Raw genomic sequence first — 22,119 nt, 5'->3', positions numbered from 1 at the left:
GTTCACGTAAACGCTTACGTCCGGGTTTGCGGGGTGTCGCAGCATGCCGGTGGCTGCGCTATCGTGCAGCCAAAGCCGCCCGAAGGACGCCAAGCACCGCCATGCGCCGAACTGTCTTCTTCATTTCCGATTCCACCGGCATTACCGCCGAAACCATCGGGAACAGCATCCTGGCCCAGTTCGAAGGGGTGCACTTCGACACCCATCGATTGCCGTTCGTCGACGATGCGGGCAAGGCGGAAGCGGCGGCGCTGCGCATCAAGACCAAATATGCCCAGGAAGGGCAGCGGCCGATCGTGGTCAATACCATGGCCGACCGGCGGCTTTGCGACATCGTGGCCGAAAGCGGAGCACTGATGATGGACGTGTTCGCGCCCTTCATGGAGCCGCTGGAGGACGAACTGGGCGCCAAGCGATCGGGCGCGGTGAACCGCTCGCACGGCCTGGTGGATTTCGACCGTTACGAAGCGCGCATCAATGCCACCAACTATGCCCTGGCCCACGACGACGGGCTTGACGTCAACTACAACGAATCGGACGTGGTGCTGGTGGGCGTGTCCCGTTCGGGCAAAACCCCCACCTGCCTGTACATGGCCTTGCATTACGGCGTGTGCGCCGCCAATTATCCCCTTACCGACGACGACCTGGACAAGCTGGAACTGCCCTCGCGGCTGAAGCCGTACCGCAGCCGCCTGTTCGGCCTCAACATCGACCCGATGCGCCTGGCGCAGATCCGCGAGCAGCGCCGCCCGGGAAGCAAATACGCGACACTCAAGCAGTGCCAATGGGAACTGGCCCAGGCCGACAAACTGATGCGCCGGGAAAACATCCCGGTGCTCAACACCACGCATACCTCGATCGAGGAGATCTCCAGCAAGATCTTCGAACACCTGGGTATCGAACGACACATGTACTAGGAGAACTTAGGCTTTCCATGAGCGCCGTCCTCGACCGCCCCGAATCCCTCCTGCCAGGTCGCTTCGAGTACCTGATGGGCCTGTATGCCGAGAATTATCATCGGCTGGTGCGACTGTTCGCCCCGCACAAGCTGGCGGCGGGGGAATACGTGTCGAGCGTGGACGATGGCCTGGACGTGCGCTTGAAAATCCAGGAAAAACACCCTTACACGGTTGAGCTGGAACTCACCTACGCTTTCGTCGACGCCGAAACGGGCCAGCCGTCGCCGTCGGCCCAATTGCGCATGTATACCGATGCCCATGTCGCCGAGGCGCTGCATTGCCACCCAGGCCGTCGCCTCTGGCAGGTGTTGGGTCCGTTTCCGCCGGCCCACACGGTTTTGCAGCACCGGCTGACGATGAACGGGTTCCTTACCCGCTGGCTGGAATATCTGGCCGAGCAGGGCCATTCCATCGGTACCCTGGAGCGGGTTGCCGATGAGGACGCCGAGGCCTGAAGGCCGCCGTCCACGAAGTTCGCGATAGCGATCAAGTACTTAACGCGGGCAATAAAAAACCCGCCGAGGGCGGGTCCTTTAGTACAACAAGTGGCGGAGCGGACGGGACTCGAACCCGCGACCTCCGGCGTGACAGGCCAGCATTCTAACCGACTGAACTACCGCTCCGCATTGTGTTGCCTTACTTCCAGCGAACGTCCAACTTGTATCCACTTCCGGTGGCCTGGAAAGTGGCGTCCCCACGGGGATTCGAACCCCGGTCGCAACCGTGAAAGGGTTGTGTCCTAGGCCTCTAGACGATGGGGACGTATAGAGTTGGTGGAGCCAGGCGGGATCGAACCGCCGACCTCCTGCATGCCATGCAGGCGCTCTCCCAGCTGAGCTATGGCCCCGCCGCTGGAAGCCGCAAAGAATAGGGCCGGGTCCCGATTCCGTCAAGCTTTTGTAAACAAAATTTTCCCACCGGTTAGGCTGTGCCCATGCACGCCCTTCAATTCATCCAGGATCTCGCCACGGTGATGCTGGTCGCCGGGCTCACCACGGTGATCTTCCAGCGCCTGCGACAGCCCGTGGTGCTCGGTTACATCATCGCCGGCGTGGTGATCGGGCCGTACACGCTGCCAGTGATCTTCATCCACGACGAGAACACCATCCGCACCCTCGCCGAGCTCGGCATGATCCTGCTGATGTTTGCCCTGGGCCTGGAATTCAGCCTGCGGAAGTTGCGCAAGGTGGGGGCTACGGCACTGATTGCAGCGGCGGCGGAAATCGCGCTGATGGTGTGGCTGGGCTACGAGATCGGCCGGCTGTTCGGCTGGCGGGCGATGGACTCGTTGTTCCTGGGCGCCATGCTGTCCATTTCTTCCACCACCATCATCATGAAGGCGCTGGAAGAGCAGAACTTCAAGCGCGAGCGATTCGCCCAGTTGATGTTCGGCATCCTCATCATCGAGGACGTGCTGGCCGTGGTGCTGATGGCGATTCTTTCAGGCATTGCCAACACCGGGGACCTGGAGCCCGGCCAGGCATTCGGCGCGATCGGCAAGCTCACCCTGTTCCTGGTGGTGTCGCTGGTGGTGGGCCTGCTGCTGGTGCCGCGGGTGGTGGATTACATCGCACGGGTGAGCCGTAACGACGTCTTGCTGGTGGCGGTGCTGGGCATCTGTTTCGGTTTTTGCCTGCTGGCCAGCGAAATGGGTTACAGCGTGGCCCTGGGAGCCTTCATGGTGGGCGCCCTGGTGGCCGAATCGCGCAGCGTGGCTCGCATCGAGCGCATCGTGATGCCGGTGCGCGACATGTTCAGCGCATTGTTCTTCGTCGCCATCGGCATGTTGATCGACCCCGCGCTGTTGCTGAAATACGCCTTGCCCATCGGCGTGTTGACGGTGGTAGTGGTGCTTGGGAAGGTGATCACCTGCAGTTTCGGCGCCTTTGTCGGCGGCAATGGCGGGCGCACGTCGCTGCGCGTGGGCATGGGCCTTGCGCAGATCGGCGAATTTTCGTTCGTGATCGCCTCGCTCGGGCTTACCCTCAAGGTGACCAGCGATTTCCTCTATCCCGTGGCCGTGGCGGTATCGGCGCTCACCACGTTCCTTACCCCTTACCTGATCCGCGTGGCCGAGCCGCTGGCCGGCGTGCTGGCGCGGACTGCCCCGCGCCGGGTGATGACGGTGATGTCCACCTATACCGGTTGGGTCAATGCCGTGGGGTCGCCCGGCGGACAACGCGCCATGGTGATGAAGATGGTGCGCCGGCTCGTCTGGCACGTGGTGATCAATACCTTGCTGGTCGTGTCGGTATTCATCGCCATGGCTTTCTTCTACCGGCGCGGCTTCCTGGGTGAATGGCTGGCCGATCCCGACACGCGCCGCAGCGTGATGTGGTCGCTGGCGGCGCTGGTGTCATTGCCGATGATCGTGGCCGCCTACCGCAAGGCCGAAGCCCTGGGCATGTTGTTGGCCGAGCTTGGTGTGCCGCAGCATGTGGGCGGCTCGCGCAACGTGGCCGTGCGCGCCACGCTGGCCCGCCTGGTGCCGTTGGCCGTCATGCTGGCGCAGGGTGTGCTGGTGGCGGTTTTGGCGTCCACCATCCTTCCTCCGCGCGAGGTCGCCCTGGTGATCGTGGTGATCGTGGCCCTGCTTACCTGGCTTTTTTGGCGATTGCTCGTTCAGGTTCACGCACGCTTGCAGGCTGCGATCCGGGACACCCTGGAGAAGCCTCCGCCGCCGACGGACGATCACTGAACCGGGAAAAAGTCCTTGGGCTACCAGCCTCTACAGGATACTTTTGCGGTAGATGCGGCGAAGAAGGCGTTTTCCTGCGGGTTTAATGCCCCGGGGTACTGAACCTTTCCGTGCATGCGGTGTCCATCGTGCGCGCCGTTGCCAAGGCCGTCCAAGCCCCGCACAATGGCGTTTCTGTCTCCATAGGGGAGGCACCACCGGCCCGTGCCGGCTTTCCACGTTATGAGGGAGTTCTCGATGAAGCACTTTTTGCGCCCCACGATGACGGCCGCCGCGCTGGCTGTTGCGCTTGGCATGACCGCGGGCGCACATGCCCAGGCTGCCAAGGGCAAGGCCGCCGCTCCTGCCGCGGCCCCGGCTGCCGTGGACAAGACCAAGGCCAGCTATGTCGTAGGTTGGGACATGGCCAGCCAGTTGCCGCCGCTGGTCCGTAATGAAATCGATCCGGCCACCGTTGCGCGTGCCGTGCAGTCCGCGCTCTCCGGCCAGAAGCCGACCATGACCGAAGCTGAGGCCAAGACGGTCCGCGACGCGTTCGTGGCCAACCTCAAGGCCAAGGCCGAGGTCGAGTACAACCAGGTCGCCTCCAAGAACAAGAGCGAAGGCGATGCCTTCCTTGCCAAGAACAAGAGCGCCGCTGGCGTGAAGGTCACGGCGTCGGGCCTGCAGTACCAGGTGGTCAAGGCTGGCACGGGCGCCCGTCCGGGTCCGAACGACACGGTCTCGATCAACTACACCGGTACCTTCGTCAACGGCGAGAAGTTCGATTCCTCGGCCGATCACAAGGAACCGGGCGCGACCCAGATCCCGCTTGCCGCGGTGATCCCGGGCTTCCGCGAGGGCCTGCAGCTGATGCAGGTGGGTGGCCAGTACAAGCTGTTCATCCCGTCCACCATCGCCTATGGCGCGCAGCCGGAAAACGGCTTCCCGCCGAACGCCACGATCATCTTCGACGTCGAACTGGTCAAGACCGGCCCGACGCCGGCCGGTGGCCCGGGCGCCCCGGGCGCCCCGGGTGGCGCTGGCAAGCCGGCGGGTGGCGGCTGATAACACGCCCTTTTTAGGGAAAGCGATGCGTGACGGGGCGCGGATTATTCCGCGCCCCGTTTCTTTTACAATCGACCATTCCCCACCAGCGGTCTGCTCCCACGATGAAAGTCACTATCTTCGGTACTGGTTACGTCGGTCTTGTCACGGGCACCTGTCTTGCGGAAATGGGCAATGACGTCGTCTGCGTCGACGTGGACAAAGCCAAGATCGAAGGCCTGAAGAACGGCCGCATCCCGATCTACGAGCCGGGCCTGGAACCCATGGTATTGCGCAACCATGCCGGCGGCCGCCTGGATTTCACCACCGATGCCGTCAGCGCCGTGGCGCACGGCGAACTCATCTTCATCGCCGTAGGGACACCGCCGGACGAAGACGGCAGCGCCGACCTTCGCTACGTGTTGGCCGTGGCCCGGACCATCGGCGAGAACCTGGGCCGTTACGCGGTAGTGGTGGATAAATCCACGGTGCCGGTAGGCACGGCCGACCGCGTGCGCGAAGCCATCGCCTCTTCGCTCGCCGCGCGCGGCGCCTCGGTCGATTTCGACGTCGTTTCCAACCCGGAATTCCTCAAGGAGGGCGATGCGGTCGAAGACTGCATGAAGCCCGACCGCATCGTCATCGGCAGTTCCAGCGAGCGTGCCATCAATGCCTTGCGCAAGCTGTACAAGCCGTTCAACCGCAACCACGACCGCCTGGTGGTGATGGACGCGCGTTCTGCCGAACTCACCAAATATGCAGCCAACGCCATGCTGGCCACGAAGATCAGCTTCATGAACGAGCTGGCGAATGTGGCCGAGCGCGTGGGCGCCGACATCGAGCGCGTGCGCGAGGGCATCGGTTCGGATCCGCGCATCGGCTACCACTTCATCTATCCGGGCACCGGCTACGGCGGTTCGTGCTTTCCCAAGGACGTCCAGGCGCTCGAGCGCACGGCGAAGGAACACGGTTACACCGCTGAGCTCCTCGGCGCGGTGGAAAGCGTCAACGCACGGCAGAAGTCGCGCCTGTTCGAACTGATGCACCAGCATTTCGACGGCAAACTCGCCGGCCGCACCATCGGCGTATGGGGCCTGGCGTTCAAGCCCAACACCGATGACATGCGCGAAGCGCCCAGCCGCACGCTGATCGAGGCCTTGTGGAAGGCGGGCGCGAAAGTGCGCGCGTACGACCCGGAGGCGCGCGGGGAGACCGCGCGCATTTACGGCGAGCGCGACGACCTGGTGCTGTGCAACAGCATGTACGATGCGTTGCAGGGCGCCGATGCGCTGGCCATCGTCACCGAATGGAAGGCCTTCCGCGCGCCGGACTTCAACCGCATGCGTGATGCATTGTCGGCGCAAGTGGTGTTCGATGGCCGCAACCTGTATGAGCCGACCGCCGTTGAAGACGCCGGACTTGCCTACTACGGCATCGGTCGCGGACGTAGCCTGCGGGCCTCGCCATGAGTCACGAGCCGCGCCTGGACGAGCTGGAAGTACGCCTGTCGTTCGTCGACGAGGCAGTGCAGGGCCTGGCCAGCGCGGACATCGAGCAATCCCAGCGCCTGGCCGCCCTCGAGCGTGCCGTGCGCGAACTTCGCGCGGAACTGGCCTCCGTGCGGTCGTCGGTACCCTCCGACCCGCACGGCGAGCCGCCGCCCCCGCACTATTAAACCGAGTGTTCCATGGCTGAATCACTGCGCGACCAGCTGCTCAAGAGCGGCATTGTCAAACAGGTCCACGAGGAAAAACGCCAGCAGCAGGCGCAGGCGCCGCGCAAGCCGCGGCCCGTAGGCGCAACCGCTGGCAAGGGCCGGCCGGATCAACGTGGCAACGCCAAGGGCAACCCAGGCAACCGTGGACAGGCCAACCGGCCGCAGGGCGCGCGCCCGCCGTCTTCGAGCGACGTGGACCTGGCCAAGGCCTACGCCATCCGCGCCCAGGCGGAGGCCACCGAGCGCCGCAAGGCAGAGACCGAGGCCGCCGAGCAGGCGCGGTTGCGCAAGGAGCGCAAGCGCAAGCTGCAGTCGCTGGTGGAAGGCAAGTCGTTGAACAAGCCCGATGCCGACCAGGTGCGCCACTTCACCTACGGCGAGAAGATCCGCCGCATCTATGTCGATGCCGCCCAGCTGGTGGCGCTGAACGCCGGCGAGTTGGGCGTTGTGCAGCATGGCGGCCGCTATCTGCTGCTGCCGCGCGTGACCGTCGATGAAGTCACGACACTCGCACCCGGGCAGGTGGCTCTGTTGGTCAAGCCCGGCGAGGCCAACGAGGCCGACGACGGCGTGCCCGACGATCTCATGTGGTAATTGATCGCCGGGGTTGGGGGTCAGAGTCATTACTCTGACCCCGGTACATTCCGCCGCTAGCCCAGTTCGTCCCAGCCGGCCTTGGGCATGAAGCGTTCACCGTAACGCTGGGCGAGCTTCTGCAAGCGTTCGCGCACTTTGGCTACGCCCTCGCTGCGGGCATATTCGATCGGACCGCCACGGAATGGCGCGAAGCCGGTACCGAAGATCACGCCGGCATCGAGGAGGTCCGCATCGTCCACCACACGCTCGTGCAGGCAGGCAACCGCTTCGTTCACCATCGGCAGGATCATGCGGTCGATGAGGTCGGGCGGCGTGGTGTAGTTCTCGTCCACCTGCGGCTTTTGCGGCTTGCCGTCGACCCAGGTGTACAGCCCCTGCCCATCCTTCTTGCCGCGCTTGCCTTCCTGGATACTCGCCTCAAGCCCCTGCGGCAACTCAAGCCCCAGGAATGGCGCAAGCTCCGCGCCTACCGAGGCGCACACGTCAAGGCCCACGGTGTCGGCCAGTTCGATCGGGCCCATCGGCATGCCGAAGCGCTTGGCCTCGCGGTCGAGCACGGGGCCGGGCACGCCTTCGTTGTAAAGGCGCATGGCCTCCAGCAGGTAAGGCATGAGGATGCGGTTGACCAGGAATCCCGGGGTGCCTTTCACCGGCACCGGAAGCTTGCCCAGGGCCTTGATGAAGGCAAGGCCGCGCTTCTCCGACTCCGCATCAAGGGCGTCGTGGCGCACCAGTTCCACCAGCGGCATCTGCGCCACGGGGTTGAAGAAGTGCAGGCCCATGAAACGTTGCGGGGCAGCCAGCTTGCCGCGGAGTTCGTCCAGCGGGATCGACGAGGTATTGGTAGCCAGGAGTTCGTCCGCCTTGAATTGCGGCTCGATGGTGGCGTAAAGCGCCTGCTTGGCCTGCGCATTCTCGAAGATGGCCTCGATGGCAAGGTCGGCGTTGGCAGCTCCCGCACCTTCGACGTCGGCCTTCAGCCGGGCCATGGCGGCATCCACTTTGGCCGGTGACTTCAGGCGCTTTTCGAACATCGCCTGGGCCCGCGTGATCGCCGGTTCGATGTACTTCATCTCGCGGTCCTGCAGCGTGACCTCGAACCCCTTGAGCGCCGCCCAGGCGGCGATGTCGCCGCCCATGACGCCCGCGCCCACCACGTGGACGCGTTCGATACGGTGTTCGGCCTTGCCGGCCAGTCCCTTCAGGCGTTCCTGCAGCAGGAAGATGCGAATGAGGTTGCGTGCGGTGGGCGTCTGCGCCAGCCTGGCGACGCCGCGGGCTTCGAGCTTGAGTCGTTGGTTGATGTCGCTGCCGCCGCGCTGCCAGGTGTCGATCAAGGCGAAGGGCGCGGGATAGTGTTCCTTGCGTACCTTGGCGGCGGTCTGCTTGCGCACCATCGGCGCGATGACCTGCCGCGCCAGCCATGTATTGGTGGCCCAGGCGCGGGCTCGCTGCGCGAACGGCCGTGGTGTCGGGCGGCGAATGAAGTGCCGTGCCTCGGCAAGGAGTTCTTCCGGCTTGGCCAGGCGATCGACCAGGCCGACGGCTTTCGCGCGCCGGGCATTGAAGGGTTTGCCGGTGAGCATCGCCTGCAGGGCCTCGGGCGCACCGATCAATCGTGGCAGGCGGGCGCTGCCACCCCAGCCGGGAAAGATGCCAAGCATCACTTCGGGCAGGCCGATTTTCGTGGCGTCGTCGTCGGCGGCGATGCGGTAGCGGCAGGCCAGCGCCAGTTCCGTGCCACCGCCCATGCAGGCGCCGTGGACGGCGGCGATGGTCGGGCAGGGCAGGCGCGCGAGGTTTTCGTAGACGCGCTGGCCGTTTTCGATGTTTTCCTGCACCGTGCCAGCCTCGGCGTAGGTGACGAATTCCTTGATGTCGGCACCCACGGCGAAGCCTGAGGGTTTGGCCGAGTGGATGACCACGCCCGGCGGATTGTCGATGGCCAGCCGCTCGACGATCTCGGCCAGTTCATCGAGCACGGTGCGCGAGAGCGCATTGACGCTTGTGCCTTCGCGGTCCAGGGCGAGCAATACCACGCCTTTGTCGTCTTCGCTGGCGTGCCAGTGTTTAAAGCGTAATCCTTCGAACATATCGTACGGCGCCGGGTCGATAATGAGTCGGCACACCTTACCTCCGCGCAAGAGCTATTGCGAGACGAACGTTCGCTGGCGTACGGTTGACCAATTATGTCCATTGATACCCAGGCTGGAAACGACATCCTCGAACGCGTGCTCGAGGCGGAGGGGCCGCTCGTCTGGCTGGACGTCGACGACGTGGAGGGCCTGGTGGAGCGCTTCGCCGCCATGGCCCGTCGCAGCGGGCAATCGATGTACCGCTGGCGTCCGGAGGACGGCCTGGTGAGCCTGCGCGAGGCCAGCACGCGGGTGCCCGGCTGCCCCCGCGTGGGCGACGTGCTGCGTTACATCCTGCAAAGCCTGCACTTTGGCATCTACCTGGTGACGCCGCCGGCGCTGGTGGGCGCGCAGGATGCCCACCTGCTGCGGCAGATCGCCCGGTTGCCGGCCCAGCCGGTGCGCCGCGTGATCCTGCTTGGCGGGGCGCCCTCGCTGGCCGAGTCGCTCGACGACGTCCTGGTGCACATGGCCACCCAACCGCGCCCCGCCGGCCTGCGGTTGCGCGACGGGCGCTGGGTCACCTGATGCCCGATTTTCCCGGCGTCCTTATCCTTGCCGCGCAGCGCGACGTGCGCCGTGACATGTTCGATGCGTTCGATCATGTGGGTTTCCGCCCGATCCTTGCCGCCCGGGACGTAGCGCAGGCCGAGTCGTTGTTGCTGGACGAGCCGCCGCTGGCCCTGGTCGTGCTGGCGCTCGAGGCCGACGCGGGTCGCGTGCTCGGTTTCGCCCACGCACTGCGCTCGCGCGCGGCCTACCGCGATACCCCGCTGATCGCCGTGGTCGACGATACCGCGGCCATGGATACGCGCCTGCTGGCGCCGGTGTTCAACGACTGGCTGCGGCGTGCCTCCATCCGCAGTGAGTTGTTGCCCCGCGCCACGCGCAGCATTGGCGACGCAACGGTACCCGCGGCCGCCACCCCGGCTGCCGTTGTACCGGAAGGTCCGGTCGCCGCTGCCCCGGCGGCCGCCCTGGCCCGCCACGACCTCGCTTCACGCGCGCTGTCGATGGTGGCAGCCCTGGCCGGTTGCTCTAGCGACGACGCGGGCCTGGCCGACGGCGTGGCTACGATGGCCAACACCCTAGAGCTCGACGTGGTGTCCCTGTGGGCTTTTCAGCCCGAGCACGAGGAGCCCGTGGAGCTGGCGCGTTTCTGCGCGCCGAACCTGCCCGCCGAAGGCCCATCGGCCACGCAACAGGGGTTACTGAAAGTGGCCCTGCGTGGCGATGCGGTGGTGGCACTGGAAAGCGTCCGGGGGCTGGGTAGCGATGCCCTCGTCCAGGCACTCGGGCTCGGTGCCTATGCGGCCCTGCCGCTGGTGGACGAGCGCCGGGTGGTATTGGGCGCGCTGGTGGTCGGACGACTCGAGCCGGTTGCCGATGCCGCGACCATGGAGGCGGCCCTGCGCACCGGCGCCAACCGCTTCGCCAGCGCCCTGGAGCTTCGCGCAGCCCGCGAACAGGGGCGCGCACGGGGCTTGCTCGATGCGGTCACGGGATTGCCCAACCGGTTGCTGTTCAATGACCGGCTCGATACAAACATCCGCGAAGCCCATCGCACTGGCGAATGTTTCGCGGTGATGTTCGTTGACCTGGATCGTTTCAAGGCCATCAACGACTCCCTGGGCCATGCCACCGGCGACCTCGTGCTGGCCGCGGTGGCGCGCCGGCTGCAATCCAACGTACGTGCCTCCGATACCGTGGCGCGCTACGCCGGTGACGAGTTCACGGTGATCCTTCGCCACATCATCAAGCGTGATGACGTACTGCGCATTGCCGAGAAGATCGTCCAGGTGATGGAATCGCCGCTGATGCTGGGCGACGGCTCGGAACTGCAGATCACCGCATCCATCGGCGTGAGCTTCTTCCCCGACGATGCAAGCGACTCGGAAATGCTGCTACGCCATGCCGACGAGGCCATGTACGGCGCCAAGAGCCTTGGCCGCAACAATTTCCAGGTGTACGCCTCCAATCCGGACACCATGCAGCAGCAGCACGTGGCGCTTAAATCAAAGCTGCGCCATGCCGAGCGCAACAACGAATTGCGCGTGTACTACCAACCCCAGGTGCGCGCCGACAGCGAGGACATCGTCGGCATGGAGGCACTGGTGCGCTGGGAGCATCCGGAACTGGGCACGATCAGCCCGGCGTTCTTCATCCCGCTGGCCGAGGCCAGCGGACTGATCGTCTCCATTGGTGCCTGGGTGCTGCGCACCGCGTGCATCCATGCGCGGGCGTGGCAGGAAGCCCATGGCTTCAATCTGCGCCTGGGAGTGAACCTCTCCGCGGTGCAGCTGATGCAGCCGAACCTGGTGGAGACGGTGGCCGATATCCTCAACGAGACGAGCTTCGATCCACAGCATCTGGAACTGGAGGTCACCGAGAGCATCAGCGTGAAGACCGTGCCGAACCTGGTCGAGAGCCTTGATGCGCTGCATGCGCTGGGCTGCCGCATCGCCATCGATGATTTCGGCACGGGAGCAGCGTCGCTGGATTACCTGCGCCGCCTGCCTGCCGATCGCATCAAGATCGACCAGAGCTTCGTGCGCAACATCGGCGTGGATCCCGACGACGAGGCCATCGTCCGCGCCACCATCGACATGGCCCACCGCCTCAAGCGCGGCGTGGTGGCCGAGGGCGTGGAAATCGAACAGCACCTGGACTTCCTCCGGGCCAACGGCTGTGACGAATTGCAGGGGTACCTGTTCTGCCGGCCGCTGCCCCAGCTTGCCTTCGAAAAGCTCCTTAACGAGCGCGCGCGCATACTTGCCGGCGGCCTGGCACCGGTTGACCATGCTTGATGACAACCGTGACGACCCCATCTGCGTTGGAGGAGGCTGTACCCGCATCGTGAGGGTCAGAGTTATAACTCTGACCCCAGGCAGGGACTGGCTGAACTTGCTGGTGGCGCTGCGGTCGAAGGCGCAGCCGTCCACCCGCGAAGGCCCCGCGGCAACCATTAAAGGAGAGGGCCCCCGATGGGCGAAAACGAAGTTGACCAGGCACTGGTCGAGCGCGTCCAGGCAGGCGACCGCCGTGCGTTCGACCTGCTGGTGCGCAAGTATCAGCATCGCCTGGTCGCGCTCATCTCCCGCTATGTGCGCGACTGGTCCGAATGCGAGGACATCGCCCAGGAGTCCTTCGTCCGCGCCTGGAAGGCGCTGCCGTCGTTCCGCGGCGAAAGTGCGTTCTACACCTGGCTGTACAAGATCGCGGTCAATACCGCCAAGAACCACCTGGTGGCCATGGGCCGCCGGCCGCCGACCGACGACATCGCCGTGGACGACGCCGTGCATGGCCCCGGCGCCGGGCGCCTTCACGAAAACGCGACGCCCGAACGTGAGTTGATGCGCCAGCAGGTGGAACAAACGGTGTTTTCTACTGTCGAAGCCTTGCCCGAGGAACTGCGGGTGGCGATCACCCTGCGTGAGGTCGACGGCCTCAGCTACGATGAAATCGCCGAAAAGATGGGGTGCCCGATCGGCACCGTACGGTCGCGGATCTTCCGCGCCCGTGAAGCAATCGACGAAAAACTGCGGCCCGTGCTGGATACCCGCGAGGACTACCGAACATGAGTGAAAGCAACCTGGAAAACCTCTCCGCCGCGGCGGATGGCCAGTTGTCGGCACAGGAACTTCGTTTCCTGATGCGGCGGCTGGATCACGACCAGGCCCTGCGCGACGCGTGGGACCGCTTCCACCTTGCCGGCGATGGCTTGCGCGGGCAGGTGCCCGGGCAGCTGGCGTCGGCTGGATTCGCCGCCAGGGTGATGGCCGCGATCGACCAGGCGCCCCTCGTGGCCGTGGCCCCGCGCCGCCGGCACTGGCTGCACTGGTCCGCCGGTGGCGCGATCGCCGCGGGTGTTGCCGTGGCCGCGCTGATGGTCTCCCAGCCGGCCGGCCACCGTCCGGATACCGCGGCCCCGCTGGCCGCCACCCATGTCACGGGCAGTGCCGCGGATGGCTCCGTGGCCGATGTCGGCAGCAGCCCGGCGGCTGCGCCACAGTGGCTGTCGGGTAATGTCGCCTCGCGGCTTACCCAGCAGGCGGCTTACGGCAGTGGTTCGCCGATGGCCAGCTACCCGCAGCAAGTAAGCCAGTACCAGGTGCAGCCCCTGCAGCCAGTGCAGTTCAACGGTGCCATCAGCGCCAACGACGCCCGCTACATGATCCTGCTCAGCCCCGTCGTGCCGACGCAGGCCATTCCCCAGCAGCAGCGCTCGCAGGCGCGATAGAACAACCCCGCCGGGGTGGACACCCGTCCGCCCCGGCCGCGTCAGGTTCCCTGGCGCTTATCAAACCAGTCCATTGAAACAGCCAGCCGCCAGGTAAACGCGGCAGGTATCGGTACGAAAGACCCAAGTTAAGGAGGAATCGGATGACCTTTATGACCCGGCGCTGGCTCCTGGCAGCGGCGCTTTGCCTTTCCACGGCTGCGGTTGGCGCGCAATCGGCCTCGCCCCTGCCGGACTTCACCGGCATCGTCGAAAAGAATGCTGGGGCCGTGGTGCACGTGGAAGCGAAGTACACCGGCAAAGGCAAAAGCCAGCACACCAAGCCGCGCACGGCGCAGCAGATGCCCGATGACCAGCAGGAACTGCTGCGCCGGTTCTTCGGCATGCCGATGATGCCCTCGCCGGAAGAACAGCAAAGCACCTCGCTGGGCTCGGGTTTCATCATCTCGTCTGATGGCTACGTGATCACCAACAACCACGTAGTGGAAGACGCCGACACCGTCACCGTGCGCCTGCAGGACCGCCGCACGCTCGACGCCAAGGTGGTCGGGACCGATCCGAAGTACGACATCGCCCTGCTCAAGGTAAACGCAGGCAGCCTTCCGGCGGTCGCCATCGGCGATTCGCGTGCGCTCAAGGCCGGCCAGTGGGTGCTGGCCATTGGCTCGCCGTTTGGTTTCGACTACACCGTGACCCAGGGCATCGTCAGTGCCGTGGGCCGTAACCTGGGCAGCCGCGACCAGCCGTACACCTCGTTCATCCAGACCGATGTCCCCATCAACCGCGGCAATTCCGGCGGCCCGTTGTTCGATCTCGCGGGCAAGGTGGTGGGCGTCAATTCGCAGATCTATTCCAGCACCGGCGGTTACCAGGGTGTTGCGTTCTCCATCCCCATCGACGTGGCCATGGACGCCGTGCAGCAGATCAAGCAGAAGGGCTACGTGACCCGCGGCATGCTGGGCGTGCAGGTGGGCGTGGTCACCGACGACATGGTCAAGGCGTGGAAGCTCGATTCGGGCGTCGGTGCGGCCGTGGCCAACGTTACTCCCGGTAGCGGGGCAGCCAAGGCGGGCCTTCGCTATGGCGACATCATCCTGTCGTTCAATGGCCAGGCCATCGGCCAGGCTTCGGATCTGCCGCCCCTGGTGGCCAGTACAAAGCCCGGCACGGTGGCCAAGGTAGGCATCCTGCGTGACGGCAAGAAACAGACGGTCGAGGCCACGGTTGGCGAACTGCCGCGAGACGGCGACGCCCTGGCGAGCGGCGAGTCGGGCACCGGCAAGATGCCGGGTGCCGCCTCTGGCAAGGCGCTTGGGCTGGAAGTCACCGATCTTTCGGCCGGCGATCGGAAGGAAGCAGGCCTCGGCGCGGGCGAGGGCGTAGCCATCAAGAACGTCACCGGCAAGGCGGCCCAGGCGGCCGGCCTGCAGCAGGGGGACGTAGTGTTGATGGTCAACCAGGCCCGCGTGGGCACCACGGCCGCATTTGCCGAAGCTGCCCGGGGGCTGAAGTCGGGGGATACCGCCCTGCTGCTGGTGCGTCGCGACGACGCCACCCAGTTCATCCCCATCACCATGCCCTAGAACCGGCCGGGCCGCCCGTGGGGCGGCCCTTCCGTGCGATAATCGCCGTTTGCGCGCCGTGGATCCCTTCGATCTGCCGCGCCACGTCGCCCGCGTCGCGGGGACGGGCATTCCCAGGTATCGGCGCTCCATGGATCTCATTCGCAATTTCTCCATCATTGCCCACATCGACCATGGCAAGTCCACGCTTGCCGATCGCATCATCCAGATCTGCGGCGGCCTGACCGAACGCGAGATGGAAGCCCAGGTGCTGGACAACAATCCCATCGAGCGCGAGCGCGGCATCACCATCAAGGCGCAGTCGGTGTCGTTGCCGTACACGGCGCGCGACGGAAAAACCTACCAGCTCAATTTCATCGATACCCCAGGCCACGTGGACTTCTCCTACGAGGTAAGCCGCTCCCTGGCCGCCTGCGAGGGCGCCTTGCTGGTGGTCGATGCCGCCCAGGGCGTGGAAGCGCAGTCGGTGGCCAACTGCTACACCGCGATCGAGCAGGGCCTTGAAGTGGTGCCGGTGTTGAACAAGATCGACCTCCCCACCGCTGACATCGAGAAGGTCAAGGGCGAGATCGAGGCGGTGATCGGCATCGACGCCAGCGATGCCATCTCGATCAGTGCCAAAACCGGCCTCAACGTGGTCGAGGTGCTCGAGGCGATCATCGCCCGCATCCCGCCGCCCAAGCCGCGCGATACCGATCGCCTGCAGGCGTTGATCATCGATTCGTGGTTCGACAATTACCTGGGCGTGGTGTCCCTGGTGCGCGTGATGCAGGGCGAGATCAAGGCCGGCGACAAGATCCTGGTGATGTCCACCGGGCGCGTGCACCTGGTCGACGACGTCGGCGTGTTCACCCCGAAGCTGAAGAAGCTCGAAAAGCTTGGCGCGGGCGAGGTGGGCTGGATCAACGCCTCGATCAAGGACGTCCATGGTGCGCCGGTCGGCGACACGCTTACCCTTGCCAGCAAGCCGGCCGACCACCCGCTGCCGGGCTTCCAGACCATGCAGCCGCGCGTCTTCGCCGGCCTCTTCCCGGTGTCGGCCGACGACTACCCCGCGCTTCGCGAGGCGCTGGACAAGCTGCGCCTCAACGACGCGTCGATGTTCTTCGAGCCGGAAAGCTCCGAGGCCATGGGCTTCGGTTTCCGTTGCGGCTTCCTGGGCATGCTGCACATGGAAATCGTGCAGGAGCGCCTGGAACGCGAATACGACCTCAACCTCATCAGCACCGCGCCCACAGTGGTTTACGAGGTACTCAAGACAGACGGCACCATCCTGGCGCTGGATAACCCATCCAAGCTCCCGCCGATCCCGCAGATCCAGGAGATACGCGAGCCGATCATCGTGGCCAGCATCCTTACCCCGCAGGCCTACGTGGGCAACGTGATCACGCTGTGCGAAGAAAAGCGTGGCGTGCAGCGTTCCATCCACTACCTGGCAACGCAGGTGCAGGTGACCTACGAGATCCCGCTGGCCGAAGTGGTGCTCGATTTCTTCGACCGGCTCAAGTCCGTATCGCGCGGCTATGCGTCGATGGATTACCACATGGAGCGCTTCGACGCCGGCCCGTTCGTGCGCGTGGATGTGTTGATCAACGGTGACCGGGTCGATGCCCTCAGCCTCATCGTCCATCGGTCGCATGCCGACCGCCGCGGCCGCGAGCTGGTGGAGCGGATGAAGGACCTCATCCCCCGCCAGCAGTTCGACGTGGCGATCCAGGCCGCCGTCGGCGCCCAGGTGATCGCCCGTTCCACGGTGAAGGCGCTGCGAAAGAACGTGCTGGCCAAATGCTATGGCGGCGACGTCTCGCGCAAGAAAAAACTGCTGGAGAAACAGAAGGAAGGCAAGAAGCGCATGAAGCAGGTCGGCAGCGTGGAAATCCCCCAGGAAGCCTTCCTGGCGGTGCTCCGGACGGACAAATAACCCCGAAGGTCACGTATTCGCAAGCTGGTCGCCGGTGTTACCGTGCGGCCTTGTTGGCCGGCCCGGGAGCGGCGGCCTTACCGATGGAGTAGGCATGGAATTCGATTTTGCGGCGATCCTCCTTGGCCTGACAGCGCTGTTCGGCGTGGTCTGGGCTTTCGACCGCCTCTTCCTGTTCAAGGGACGCAAGGCCCGTAGCGAAGCCTCCGGCGAGCCGCTGGTCGATCCCTGGCCCACCGACTGGGCCCGTTCGCTGTTCCCGGTGATCCTGATCGTGCTGCTGCTGCGTTCGTTCGTGGCCGAGCCCTTCCGCATCCCGTCGGGCTCGATGATGCCCACGTTGAACGTGGGTGATTTCATCCTGGTCAACAAGTTCGCCTATGGCCTGCGCATGCCTGCCTTCAACAACAAGCTCGTGGCCATCGGCGAGCCGCGCCGCGGCGACGTGGTGGTGTTCCGGTTCCCGGGCTACATCTGCCAGGTCGATGGCCAGGTGCTGCGCAGTGGCGACCAGAGCTGCGAAGACCCGCATGCGGCGGTACCCAACCAGAACTGGATCAAGCGCGTGATCGGCCTGCCGGGCGACCGCATCGAGTCGCGCGGCAGCGAGCTCTACATCAACGGCGAGCGGGTGGTGGACGACGCGATCGGCCCGTACGAGGGCGATCCACGTCTGACCGAGGACAGCCTGATGCTGGCCAATGGGGCCACCGTCTGGACCGAGCATCTGCCCGGTTCCGCGGGCTTGCCTGGCGTGGACCACCGCATCGCGCTGATGCCCGCCTACAACATCCCGCACGACATCCCCAACGGCGACGTCCCCACGGTCGTTCCGCAGGGCTGCTACATCGTGATGGGCGACAACCGCTACAACAGCACCGATAGCCGCTGGTGGGGCTGCATGCCCGAGAAGAACCTGGTGGGCAAGGCGTTCGTCGTCTGGCTGAGCTGGAAAGGCCTGGATTTCCCCTGGCTGGACTTCCCGCGCATGGGCCGGGTGATCCATTGATCCATCCAGGCGTCGCGCAGAGCGGTTATGCTTTGCCCGCCGGCGCGCCACGGGGGCGTGCTCACGATCCATTCTTCGGGGGGAGACAGTCATGAAGGGCAGGCAATCAGGCGTCACGCTGGTCGGTTTCATCATCATCCTGGCTGTGGTCGGGTTCTTCGCCTACGCGGCGATGAAGCTGGTACCTGCCTACACGGAATTCATGGGCGTGCAGAAGGCGATGTCCCAGATCGGCGCCGGTGGCACCGCGGGCAAGACGCTCGACGACATCCGTCGCGAACTCATGTTCAAGATGAACTTCCAGTACGTGGACGACGCCACCATCAAGCCGAAGGACATCACCGTGCAGCGCCAGGGCAATGCCGCCACGCTGCATGTGCAATACGACAAGATCATCCCGTTCATGTACAACATCTCGCTGCTCCTGCATTTCGAGACATCCAAGCCGCTCGCAGGTGACATCACGCAATGAGGAAGGTGTGAAGCCGCTTCATCGTTTCGCCGACCCGGCGCTGGCCCAGCTGGCGCTGACCCACCGCAGCGCCGGACGTCCCAACAACGAGCGGCTTGAGTTCCTCGGCGACGCCCTGTTGGGCTCGATGGTGGCCGAGATGCTTTACCAGGCGCATCCCAAGGCCAGCGAGGGCGAGCTCTCGCGCCTGCGCGCCCAGCTGGTGAATGGGCAGGCGCTGGCCGTGGTGGCCAAATCGCTGGAAATCGGCGACGACCTGAAGCTCGGCCCCGGTGAACTGAAAAGTGGCGGCTTCCGCCGCGAGTCGATCCTCGCCGATGCCTTCGAGGCACTGATCGCGGCCATTTACCTGGACGCCGGCTTCGATGCCTGCCGCGAGGTGGTGCGTGGCATTTTCGACGACCAGGTGGCCGCGATACCACGGTCGAGCAAGGACGCCAAGACGCGGCTGCAAGAGTGGCTCCAGGGCAGGGGCCTGCCCCTTCCCACGTATGAATTGATCGACAGCCACGGCGAAGACCACGCCAAGACCTTCGACGTCAGCTGCACGATCGCCGACCCCATCACATGCCGCGTCGAAGGGCGCGGTGGCAGCCGCCGGGCTGCCGAACAGGAAGCCGCCGAGGCCGTGCTGGCTCGCCTGCTGGAGCAAACCGCATGAACGAAGAACCCGCCATCGAGACCGAACCTGTCGTATCCGCCGACTACCGCTGCGGTTTCGTGGCGCTGGCCGGCCGGCCGAACGTGGGCAAGTCCACCTTGCTCAACGCCCTGGTGGGGTTCCGCCTGTCGATCGTGAGCCCGCGTCCGCAGACCACGCGCCATCGCATCCTGGGCATCGCCACGCGACCGGCGGGGCAGATCCTGTATGTGGATACCCCGGGCCTGCATCGCGGCGCAAAGCGGGCGATGAACCGAAGCATCAACCGCACCGCGCGGTCGGCAATGTCGGACGTCGACGTCGGCGTACAGGTGATCGAGGCCAATCGCTGGACCGATGAAGACTCCGCCGTGCATGCGGTGTTGTCCGAGCAATCGGCGCCGCGCATCCTGGTGATCAACAAGGTGGACCTCGCCAAGGACAAGGCGGCGATGCTGCCGTTCGTCGCTGATCTCACGGCGAGCCATGCCTTTGACGAGGTGCACTACGTCAGTGCACTCAAGCGCAAGGGCCTGGAAGAGCTCGAGCGCAGCTTGATCGCGCGCCTGCCGCAGGCCCCGCCGGTGTATGGCGAGGATGAGATCACCGATCGCAGTGAGCGCTTCCTGGCCTCCGAGATGGTTCGCGAACAGCTGATGCGCCGGCTCGACCAGGAATTGCCCTACGCCACCACGGTGGAGATCGAGCAGTTCGTCGACCGCGAAGACGGCATGGCGGAAATCCATGCCGTGATCTGGGTCGAGCGCGATGGGCAGAAGGCGATCGTCATCGGCCATGGCGGCGCGCAACTGAAGGCCATCGGCAGTGCCGCGCGCAAGGCCATGGAAAGCGTTTTCGAGCGCAAGGTGTTCCTGAAGCTCTGGGTGAAGGTGCGCGAAGGCTGGGCCGACGACGAGAACGCACTCAAGCGCTTCGGCTACGAGTAAACCCCAAGCGCCATGCGCATCGACCAGCAACCGACGTTCGTGCTGCATGGGCGGCCGTATCGCGAGACATCGCTCCTGCTCGAATGCCTTACCCGCGATCACGGCCGCATCGGCGTGGTTGCCCGCGGGGTGCGCAGGGAGCGGGCAAGGCTGCAGCGTTCTCAGCTCGAACCCTTCCAGCCGATCGCACTGGACTTCCTGCTTCGCGGCGAACTGGCCACGTTGCGCGCCGCCGAGCCCATCGGCCTGCCGATGCGGCTGGTGGGTGATGCGCTGATGTCGGGCCTGTACCTCAACGAGCTCGTCGTGCGCCTGACAGCGCGTCACGATCCGCAGCCTGCCGTGTTCGACGCCTACGGCGGCACCGTGCGGCGGCTGGCCGATGGCGAGCCCGTGGGCTGGACCCTGCGGCGCTTCGAACGCGACCTGCTCGATGCCTTAGGGTATGCGCTGGCGCTGGAATATGAAGGCAACAGCGGTGAGCCCCTGGTTCCGGGCGGAAGCTATCGCTACGAACCGGAACTGGGTGCCGTGCCTGCGCGCCCCAACGAACCGCACACCGTGCAAGGACGCGACCTCCTGGATCTCGCCGCCGACCGCTGCCCGGATGCGGCGGGGCTCGCCGCCCTGCGCCGGCTGATGCGCCAGGTGATCACCTTTCACCTGGGAGGCGGCGAACTGCGGGCATGGACGGTGCTGGGGCAGGGCGGCGTGCGCCGGTGATTCGGGTAAGCTTCATGCTTTCCGGCCCGTGACCTCTTCACCCATGCGCCTTTCGTTCGTCGCCAGCAGTACCCCCATCGCCCGCAAGGCCCGCGAAGCACTGGTGGAACTCTATGGAGACGTTCCCCTGGCGGAGGCCGAGACCGTGGTGGCTTTGGGCGGCGATGGCTTCATGCTGCGCGCCCTGCACGATGCCCGCTCGCTGGGCGTGCCCGTTTACGGCATGAAACTGGGCAAGGTCGGTTTCCTGATGAATCGCCACGAGCTTCCCGACCTCGTCGGGCGCATCGAGCGCGCGCATCCGGCGATCCTGCATCCGTTGGAGATGACCTGCACCTGCATCAACGGGCAGGAGCACAAGGCACTGGCGTTCAATGAAGTGTCGCTTATCCGCCAGACCAACCAAGCGGCGCACCTGCAGATCCGCATCGACGATCTGGTGAAGCTCGAGGAGCTCGTCTGCGACGGCATCCTGGTGTCCACGCCCGCCGGATCCACCGCCTACAACTTCTCCGCGCACGGGCCGATCCTGCCGCTCGATGCCAACGTGCTGGCGCTCACGCCGATCAGCCCGTTTCGTCCGCGTCGCTGGCGCGGCGCCATCCTGCCACATGCCTCCCGCGTCGGGTTCACCGTCAAGGACCCGGCCAAGCGGCCGGTCAGCGCCACCGCCGACTTCCATGAAGTGCGCGACGTGCAAAGCGTTCAGATACGCCAGTCGCGCAGGCACGGCGTGCGCCTGCTCTTCGATCCGGAACACAACCTGCAGCAGCGCATCCTCGACGAGCAGTTCGCGCTTTAGGAGCCGTAACCGTGTCCCAGCCGCCTGAAACCAACGCCCACGCGAAGGAAGCCGCCAGCGACAACCGCCTGGTGGTGGCTATTTCCTCGCGCGCGCTGTTCGACATGGGAAACAGCCACGAGCTCTTCGAACGCGAGGGGCTGGACGCTTATCGCCGGTTCCAGATCGAAAAGGAAGACGAACTGCTCGAACCTGGCGTGGCCTTTCCGCTGGTACAGAAGCTCCTGGGACTAAACCGGCTGGCCGGCGACGTGCCGCCGGTGGAAGTGATCCTGCTTTCGCGCAATTCCGGCGACACGGGGCTGCGCATCTTCAATGCGATCCAGCACTACGGGCTGGGCATCAGTCGCGCGGCGTTCACCAGTGGCGCGCCTACCTCCGACTACATTGCGCCGTTCCGCGCCGATCTTTTCCTGTCGGCCAATCCCGAGGACGTCGGCCGCGCGTTGCGCGCGGGCGTTGCCGCAGCCACCATCCTGCCGTCCACGGCGCCGCCGCGTTCGAGCGAGCAATTGCGCATTGCCTTCGACGGCGATGCGGTGATCTTTGGCGACGAAGGCGAACGCGTATCGCGCGAGGAGGGCATCGAGGCCTTCCACCGCAACGAAAGCGAGCGTTGGGCCGAACCCCTCTCAGGCGGGCCGTTCCGT

The 22,119-nt window shown here is 65.3% G+C and carries 21 protein-coding genes and 3 tRNA genes; 20 read left to right on the top strand and 4 right to left on the bottom strand.

Going from position 1 to position 22,119, the window contains the following annotated elements; all coding sequences use genetic code 11:
- Positions 1–101: 101 nt before the first annotated feature.
- Positions 102–917: a phosphoenolpyruvate synthetase regulatory kinase/phosphorylase PpsR gene (ppsR, locus tag VK519_RS06790; protein ID WP_324348457.1), complete on the top strand. Its 816-nt coding sequence runs from the start codon at positions 102–104 to the stop codon at positions 915–917.
- Positions 918–934: 17 nt separating this feature from the next.
- Positions 935–1,414, top strand: a complete 480-nt coding sequence (locus tag VK519_RS06785) for a DUF1249 domain-containing protein (RefSeq protein WP_324348455.1) — start codon at positions 935–937, stop codon at positions 1,412–1,414.
- Positions 1,415–1,505: 91 nt separating this feature from the next.
- Here the strand turns inward: VK519_RS06785 and VK519_RS06780 are convergent.
- The 3 genes from VK519_RS06780 to VK519_RS06770 all read right to left on the bottom strand — a co-directional run bounded on the left by VK519_RS06780 (position 1,506) and on the right by VK519_RS06770 (position 1,806).
- Positions 1,506–1,582: transfer RNA gene (locus VK519_RS06780), tRNA-Asp, on the bottom strand.
- Positions 1,583–1,645: 63 nt separating this feature from the next.
- A tRNA-Glu gene (locus tag VK519_RS06775) sits at positions 1,646–1,721 on the bottom strand.
- A 9-nt stretch (positions 1,722–1,730) separates the two neighbouring features.
- Positions 1,731–1,806 (bottom strand) — tRNA-Ala (locus tag VK519_RS06770).
- An 87-nt stretch (positions 1,807–1,893) separates the two neighbouring features.
- Between VK519_RS06770 and VK519_RS06765 the strand changes: the two genes are divergently transcribed.
- The 5 genes from VK519_RS06765 to VK519_RS06745 all read left to right on the top strand — a co-directional run bounded on the left by VK519_RS06765 (position 1,894) and on the right by VK519_RS06745 (position 6,994).
- Positions 1,894–3,657: a cation:proton antiporter gene (locus VK519_RS06765; RefSeq protein ID WP_324348454.1), complete on the top strand. Its 1,764-nt coding sequence runs from the start codon at positions 1,894–1,896 to the stop codon at positions 3,655–3,657.
- Between the two features lie 237 nt (positions 3,658–3,894).
- Entirely contained in the window at positions 3,895–4,704 is an 810-nt protein-coding gene (locus tag VK519_RS06760) for an FKBP-type peptidyl-prolyl cis-trans isomerase (protein WP_324348452.1), read from the top strand.
- A 104-nt stretch (positions 4,705–4,808) separates the two neighbouring features.
- The gene (locus tag VK519_RS06755; RefSeq protein WP_324348451.1) at positions 4,809–6,152 is read left to right on the top strand and encodes a UDP-glucose dehydrogenase family protein; all 1,344 of its coding nucleotides are present in this window, start codon (positions 4,809–4,811) and stop codon (positions 6,150–6,152) included.
- Positions 6,149–6,358 carry a SlyX family protein gene (locus VK519_RS06750; protein ID WP_324348449.1) on the top strand — a complete coding sequence of 70 codons (210 nt, stop codon included), beginning with the start codon at positions 6,149–6,151 and terminating at the stop codon, positions 6,356–6,358. Before VK519_RS06755 ends, VK519_RS06750 begins: the two co-directional genes overlap by 4 nt.
- A gap of 12 nt (positions 6,359–6,370) precedes the next feature.
- A complete protein-coding gene (locus VK519_RS06745) occupies positions 6,371–6,994 on the top strand; it encodes a DUF2058 domain-containing protein (protein ID WP_324348448.1) in 624 nt (207 codons plus the stop codon).
- Positions 6,995–7,050: 56 nt separating this feature from the next.
- Here VK519_RS06745 and VK519_RS06740 read toward each other — a convergent pair whose 3' ends face one another.
- Complete coding sequence (locus VK519_RS06740) at positions 7,051–9,090, bottom strand: 3-hydroxyacyl-CoA dehydrogenase NAD-binding domain-containing protein (RefSeq protein WP_324348447.1); 2,040 nt, start codon at positions 9,088–9,090, stop codon at positions 7,051–7,053.
- Positions 9,091–9,186: 96 nt separating this feature from the next.
- On the opposite strand from VK519_RS06740, the gene VK519_RS06735 reads away from it, so the two are divergent.
- From VK519_RS06735 to VK519_RS06675, 13 genes are all read left to right on the top strand, one after another.
- Positions 9,187–9,660 (top strand): Ycf46 family AAA ATPase, encoded by a 474-nt coding sequence (locus VK519_RS06735; protein WP_324348445.1) that lies wholly within the window; start codon positions 9,187–9,189, stop codon positions 9,658–9,660.
- Complete coding sequence (locus tag VK519_RS06730) at positions 9,660–11,939, top strand: putative bifunctional diguanylate cyclase/phosphodiesterase (protein WP_324348443.1); 2,280 nt, start codon at positions 9,660–9,662, stop codon at positions 11,937–11,939. The genes VK519_RS06735 and VK519_RS06730 overlap by 1 nt, the downstream gene beginning before the upstream one ends.
- 177 nt (positions 11,940–12,116) lie before the next feature.
- Complete coding sequence (gene rpoE / locus VK519_RS06725) at positions 12,117–12,713, top strand: RNA polymerase sigma factor RpoE (RefSeq protein ID WP_324348441.1); 597 nt, start codon at positions 12,117–12,119, stop codon at positions 12,711–12,713.
- Complete coding sequence (locus VK519_RS06720; RefSeq protein WP_324348439.1) at positions 12,710–13,372, top strand: sigma-E factor negative regulatory protein; 663 nt, start codon at positions 12,710–12,712, stop codon at positions 13,370–13,372. The genes rpoE and VK519_RS06720 overlap by 4 nt, the downstream gene beginning before the upstream one ends.
- Before the next feature lie 152 nt (positions 13,373–13,524).
- Complete coding sequence (locus tag VK519_RS06715) at positions 13,525–14,955, top strand: Do family serine endopeptidase (RefSeq protein WP_324348464.1); 1,431 nt, start codon at positions 13,525–13,527, stop codon at positions 14,953–14,955.
- A gap of 130 nt (positions 14,956–15,085) precedes the next feature.
- The gene (lepA, locus tag VK519_RS06710) at positions 15,086–16,876 is read left to right on the top strand and encodes a translation elongation factor 4 (protein ID WP_324348437.1); all 1,791 of its coding nucleotides are present in this window, start codon (positions 15,086–15,088) and stop codon (positions 16,874–16,876) included.
- Between the two features lie 94 nt (positions 16,877–16,970).
- Positions 16,971–17,885: a signal peptidase I gene (gene lepB / locus VK519_RS06705; protein ID WP_324348435.1), complete on the top strand. Its 915-nt coding sequence runs from the start codon at positions 16,971–16,973 to the stop codon at positions 17,883–17,885.
- Positions 17,886–17,976: 91 nt separating this feature from the next.
- Positions 17,977–18,357, top strand: coding sequence for a DUF4845 domain-containing protein (locus VK519_RS06700; protein ID WP_324348433.1), 381 nt, complete (start codon positions 17,977–17,979; stop codon positions 18,355–18,357).
- 7 nt (positions 18,358–18,364) lie between these two features.
- Positions 18,365–19,018 carry a ribonuclease III gene (gene rnc / locus VK519_RS06695; RefSeq protein WP_324348431.1) on the top strand — a complete coding sequence of 218 codons (654 nt, stop codon included), beginning with the start codon at positions 18,365–18,367 and terminating at the stop codon, positions 19,016–19,018.
- The gene (gene era / locus VK519_RS06690; protein WP_324348429.1) at positions 19,015–19,944 is read left to right on the top strand and encodes a GTPase Era; all 930 of its coding nucleotides are present in this window, start codon (positions 19,015–19,017) and stop codon (positions 19,942–19,944) included. Before rnc ends, era begins: the two co-directional genes overlap by 4 nt.
- Before the next feature lie 12 nt (positions 19,945–19,956).
- Positions 19,957–20,667, top strand: a complete 711-nt coding sequence (gene recO, locus VK519_RS06685) for a DNA repair protein RecO (RefSeq protein ID WP_324348428.1) — start codon at positions 19,957–19,959, stop codon at positions 20,665–20,667.
- 43 nt (positions 20,668–20,710) lie between these two features.
- Complete coding sequence (locus tag VK519_RS06680) at positions 20,711–21,469, top strand: NAD kinase (RefSeq protein WP_324348426.1); 759 nt, start codon at positions 20,711–20,713, stop codon at positions 21,467–21,469.
- Positions 21,470–21,480: 11 nt separating this feature from the next.
- A partial coding sequence (locus VK519_RS06675; protein WP_324348424.1) for a 5'-nucleotidase occupies positions 21,481–22,119 on the top strand: 639 nt, incomplete at its 3' end.

This window comes from Pinirhizobacter sp. (genome assembly GCF_035317885.1).
In the GTDB taxonomy this organism is placed as follows: Bacteria; Pseudomonadota; Gammaproteobacteria; order Xanthomonadales; family Rhodanobacteraceae; genus Pinirhizobacter.
Note: the sequence above shows the minus strand (reverse complement) of the source record. Positions and strands in the feature narration are given on the sequence as shown.

Excerpts from the sequence above, each read along its gene's own strand:
- VK519_RS06740 (WP_324348447.1), bottom strand. The coding sequence starts at position 9,090 with ATGTTCGAAGGATTACGCTTTAAACACTGGCACGCCAGCGAAGACGAC.
- lepA (WP_324348437.1), top strand. The coding sequence starts at position 15,086 with ATGGATCTCATTCGCAATTTCTCCATCATTGCCCACATCGACCATGGC.
- ppsR (WP_324348457.1), top strand. The coding sequence starts at position 102 with ATGCGCCGAACTGTCTTCTTCATTTCCGATTCCACCGGCATTACCGCC.
- VK519_RS06720 (WP_324348439.1), top strand. The coding sequence starts at position 12,710 with ATGAGTGAAAGCAACCTGGAAAACCTCTCCGCCGCGGCGGATGGCCAG.
- lepB (WP_324348435.1), top strand. The coding sequence starts at position 16,971 with ATGGAATTCGATTTTGCGGCGATCCTCCTTGGCCTGACAGCGCTGTTC.
- VK519_RS06760 (WP_324348452.1), top strand. The coding sequence starts at position 3,895 with ATGAAGCACTTTTTGCGCCCCACGATGACGGCCGCCGCGCTGGCTGTT.
- VK519_RS06680 (WP_324348426.1), top strand. The coding sequence starts at position 20,711 with ATGCGCCTTTCGTTCGTCGCCAGCAGTACCCCCATCGCCCGCAAGGCC.
- VK519_RS06745 (WP_324348448.1), top strand. The coding sequence starts at position 6,371 with ATGGCTGAATCACTGCGCGACCAGCTGCTCAAGAGCGGCATTGTCAAA.
- VK519_RS06715 (WP_324348464.1), top strand. The coding sequence starts at position 13,525 with ATGACCCGGCGCTGGCTCCTGGCAGCGGCGCTTTGCCTTTCCACGGCT.
- VK519_RS06735 (WP_324348445.1), top strand. The coding sequence starts at position 9,187 with ATGTCCATTGATACCCAGGCTGGAAACGACATCCTCGAACGCGTGCTC.
- VK519_RS06785 (WP_324348455.1), top strand. The coding sequence starts at position 935 with ATGAGCGCCGTCCTCGACCGCCCCGAATCCCTCCTGCCAGGTCGCTTC.
- VK519_RS06730 (WP_324348443.1), top strand. The coding sequence starts at position 9,660 with ATGCCCGATTTTCCCGGCGTCCTTATCCTTGCCGCGCAGCGCGACGTG.
- era (WP_324348429.1), top strand. The coding sequence starts at position 19,015 with ATGAACGAAGAACCCGCCATCGAGACCGAACCTGTCGTATCCGCCGAC.
- VK519_RS06765 (WP_324348454.1), top strand. The coding sequence starts at position 1,894 with ATGCACGCCCTTCAATTCATCCAGGATCTCGCCACGGTGATGCTGGTC.
- VK519_RS06700 (WP_324348433.1), top strand. The coding sequence starts at position 17,977 with ATGAAGGGCAGGCAATCAGGCGTCACGCTGGTCGGTTTCATCATCATC.
- VK519_RS06755 (WP_324348451.1), top strand. The coding sequence starts at position 4,809 with ATGAAAGTCACTATCTTCGGTACTGGTTACGTCGGTCTTGTCACGGGC.
- VK519_RS06750 (WP_324348449.1), top strand. The coding sequence starts at position 6,149 with ATGAGTCACGAGCCGCGCCTGGACGAGCTGGAAGTACGCCTGTCGTTC.
- rpoE (WP_324348441.1), top strand. The coding sequence starts at position 12,117 with ATGGGCGAAAACGAAGTTGACCAGGCACTGGTCGAGCGCGTCCAGGCA.
- recO (WP_324348428.1), top strand. The coding sequence starts at position 19,957 with ATGCGCATCGACCAGCAACCGACGTTCGTGCTGCATGGGCGGCCGTAT.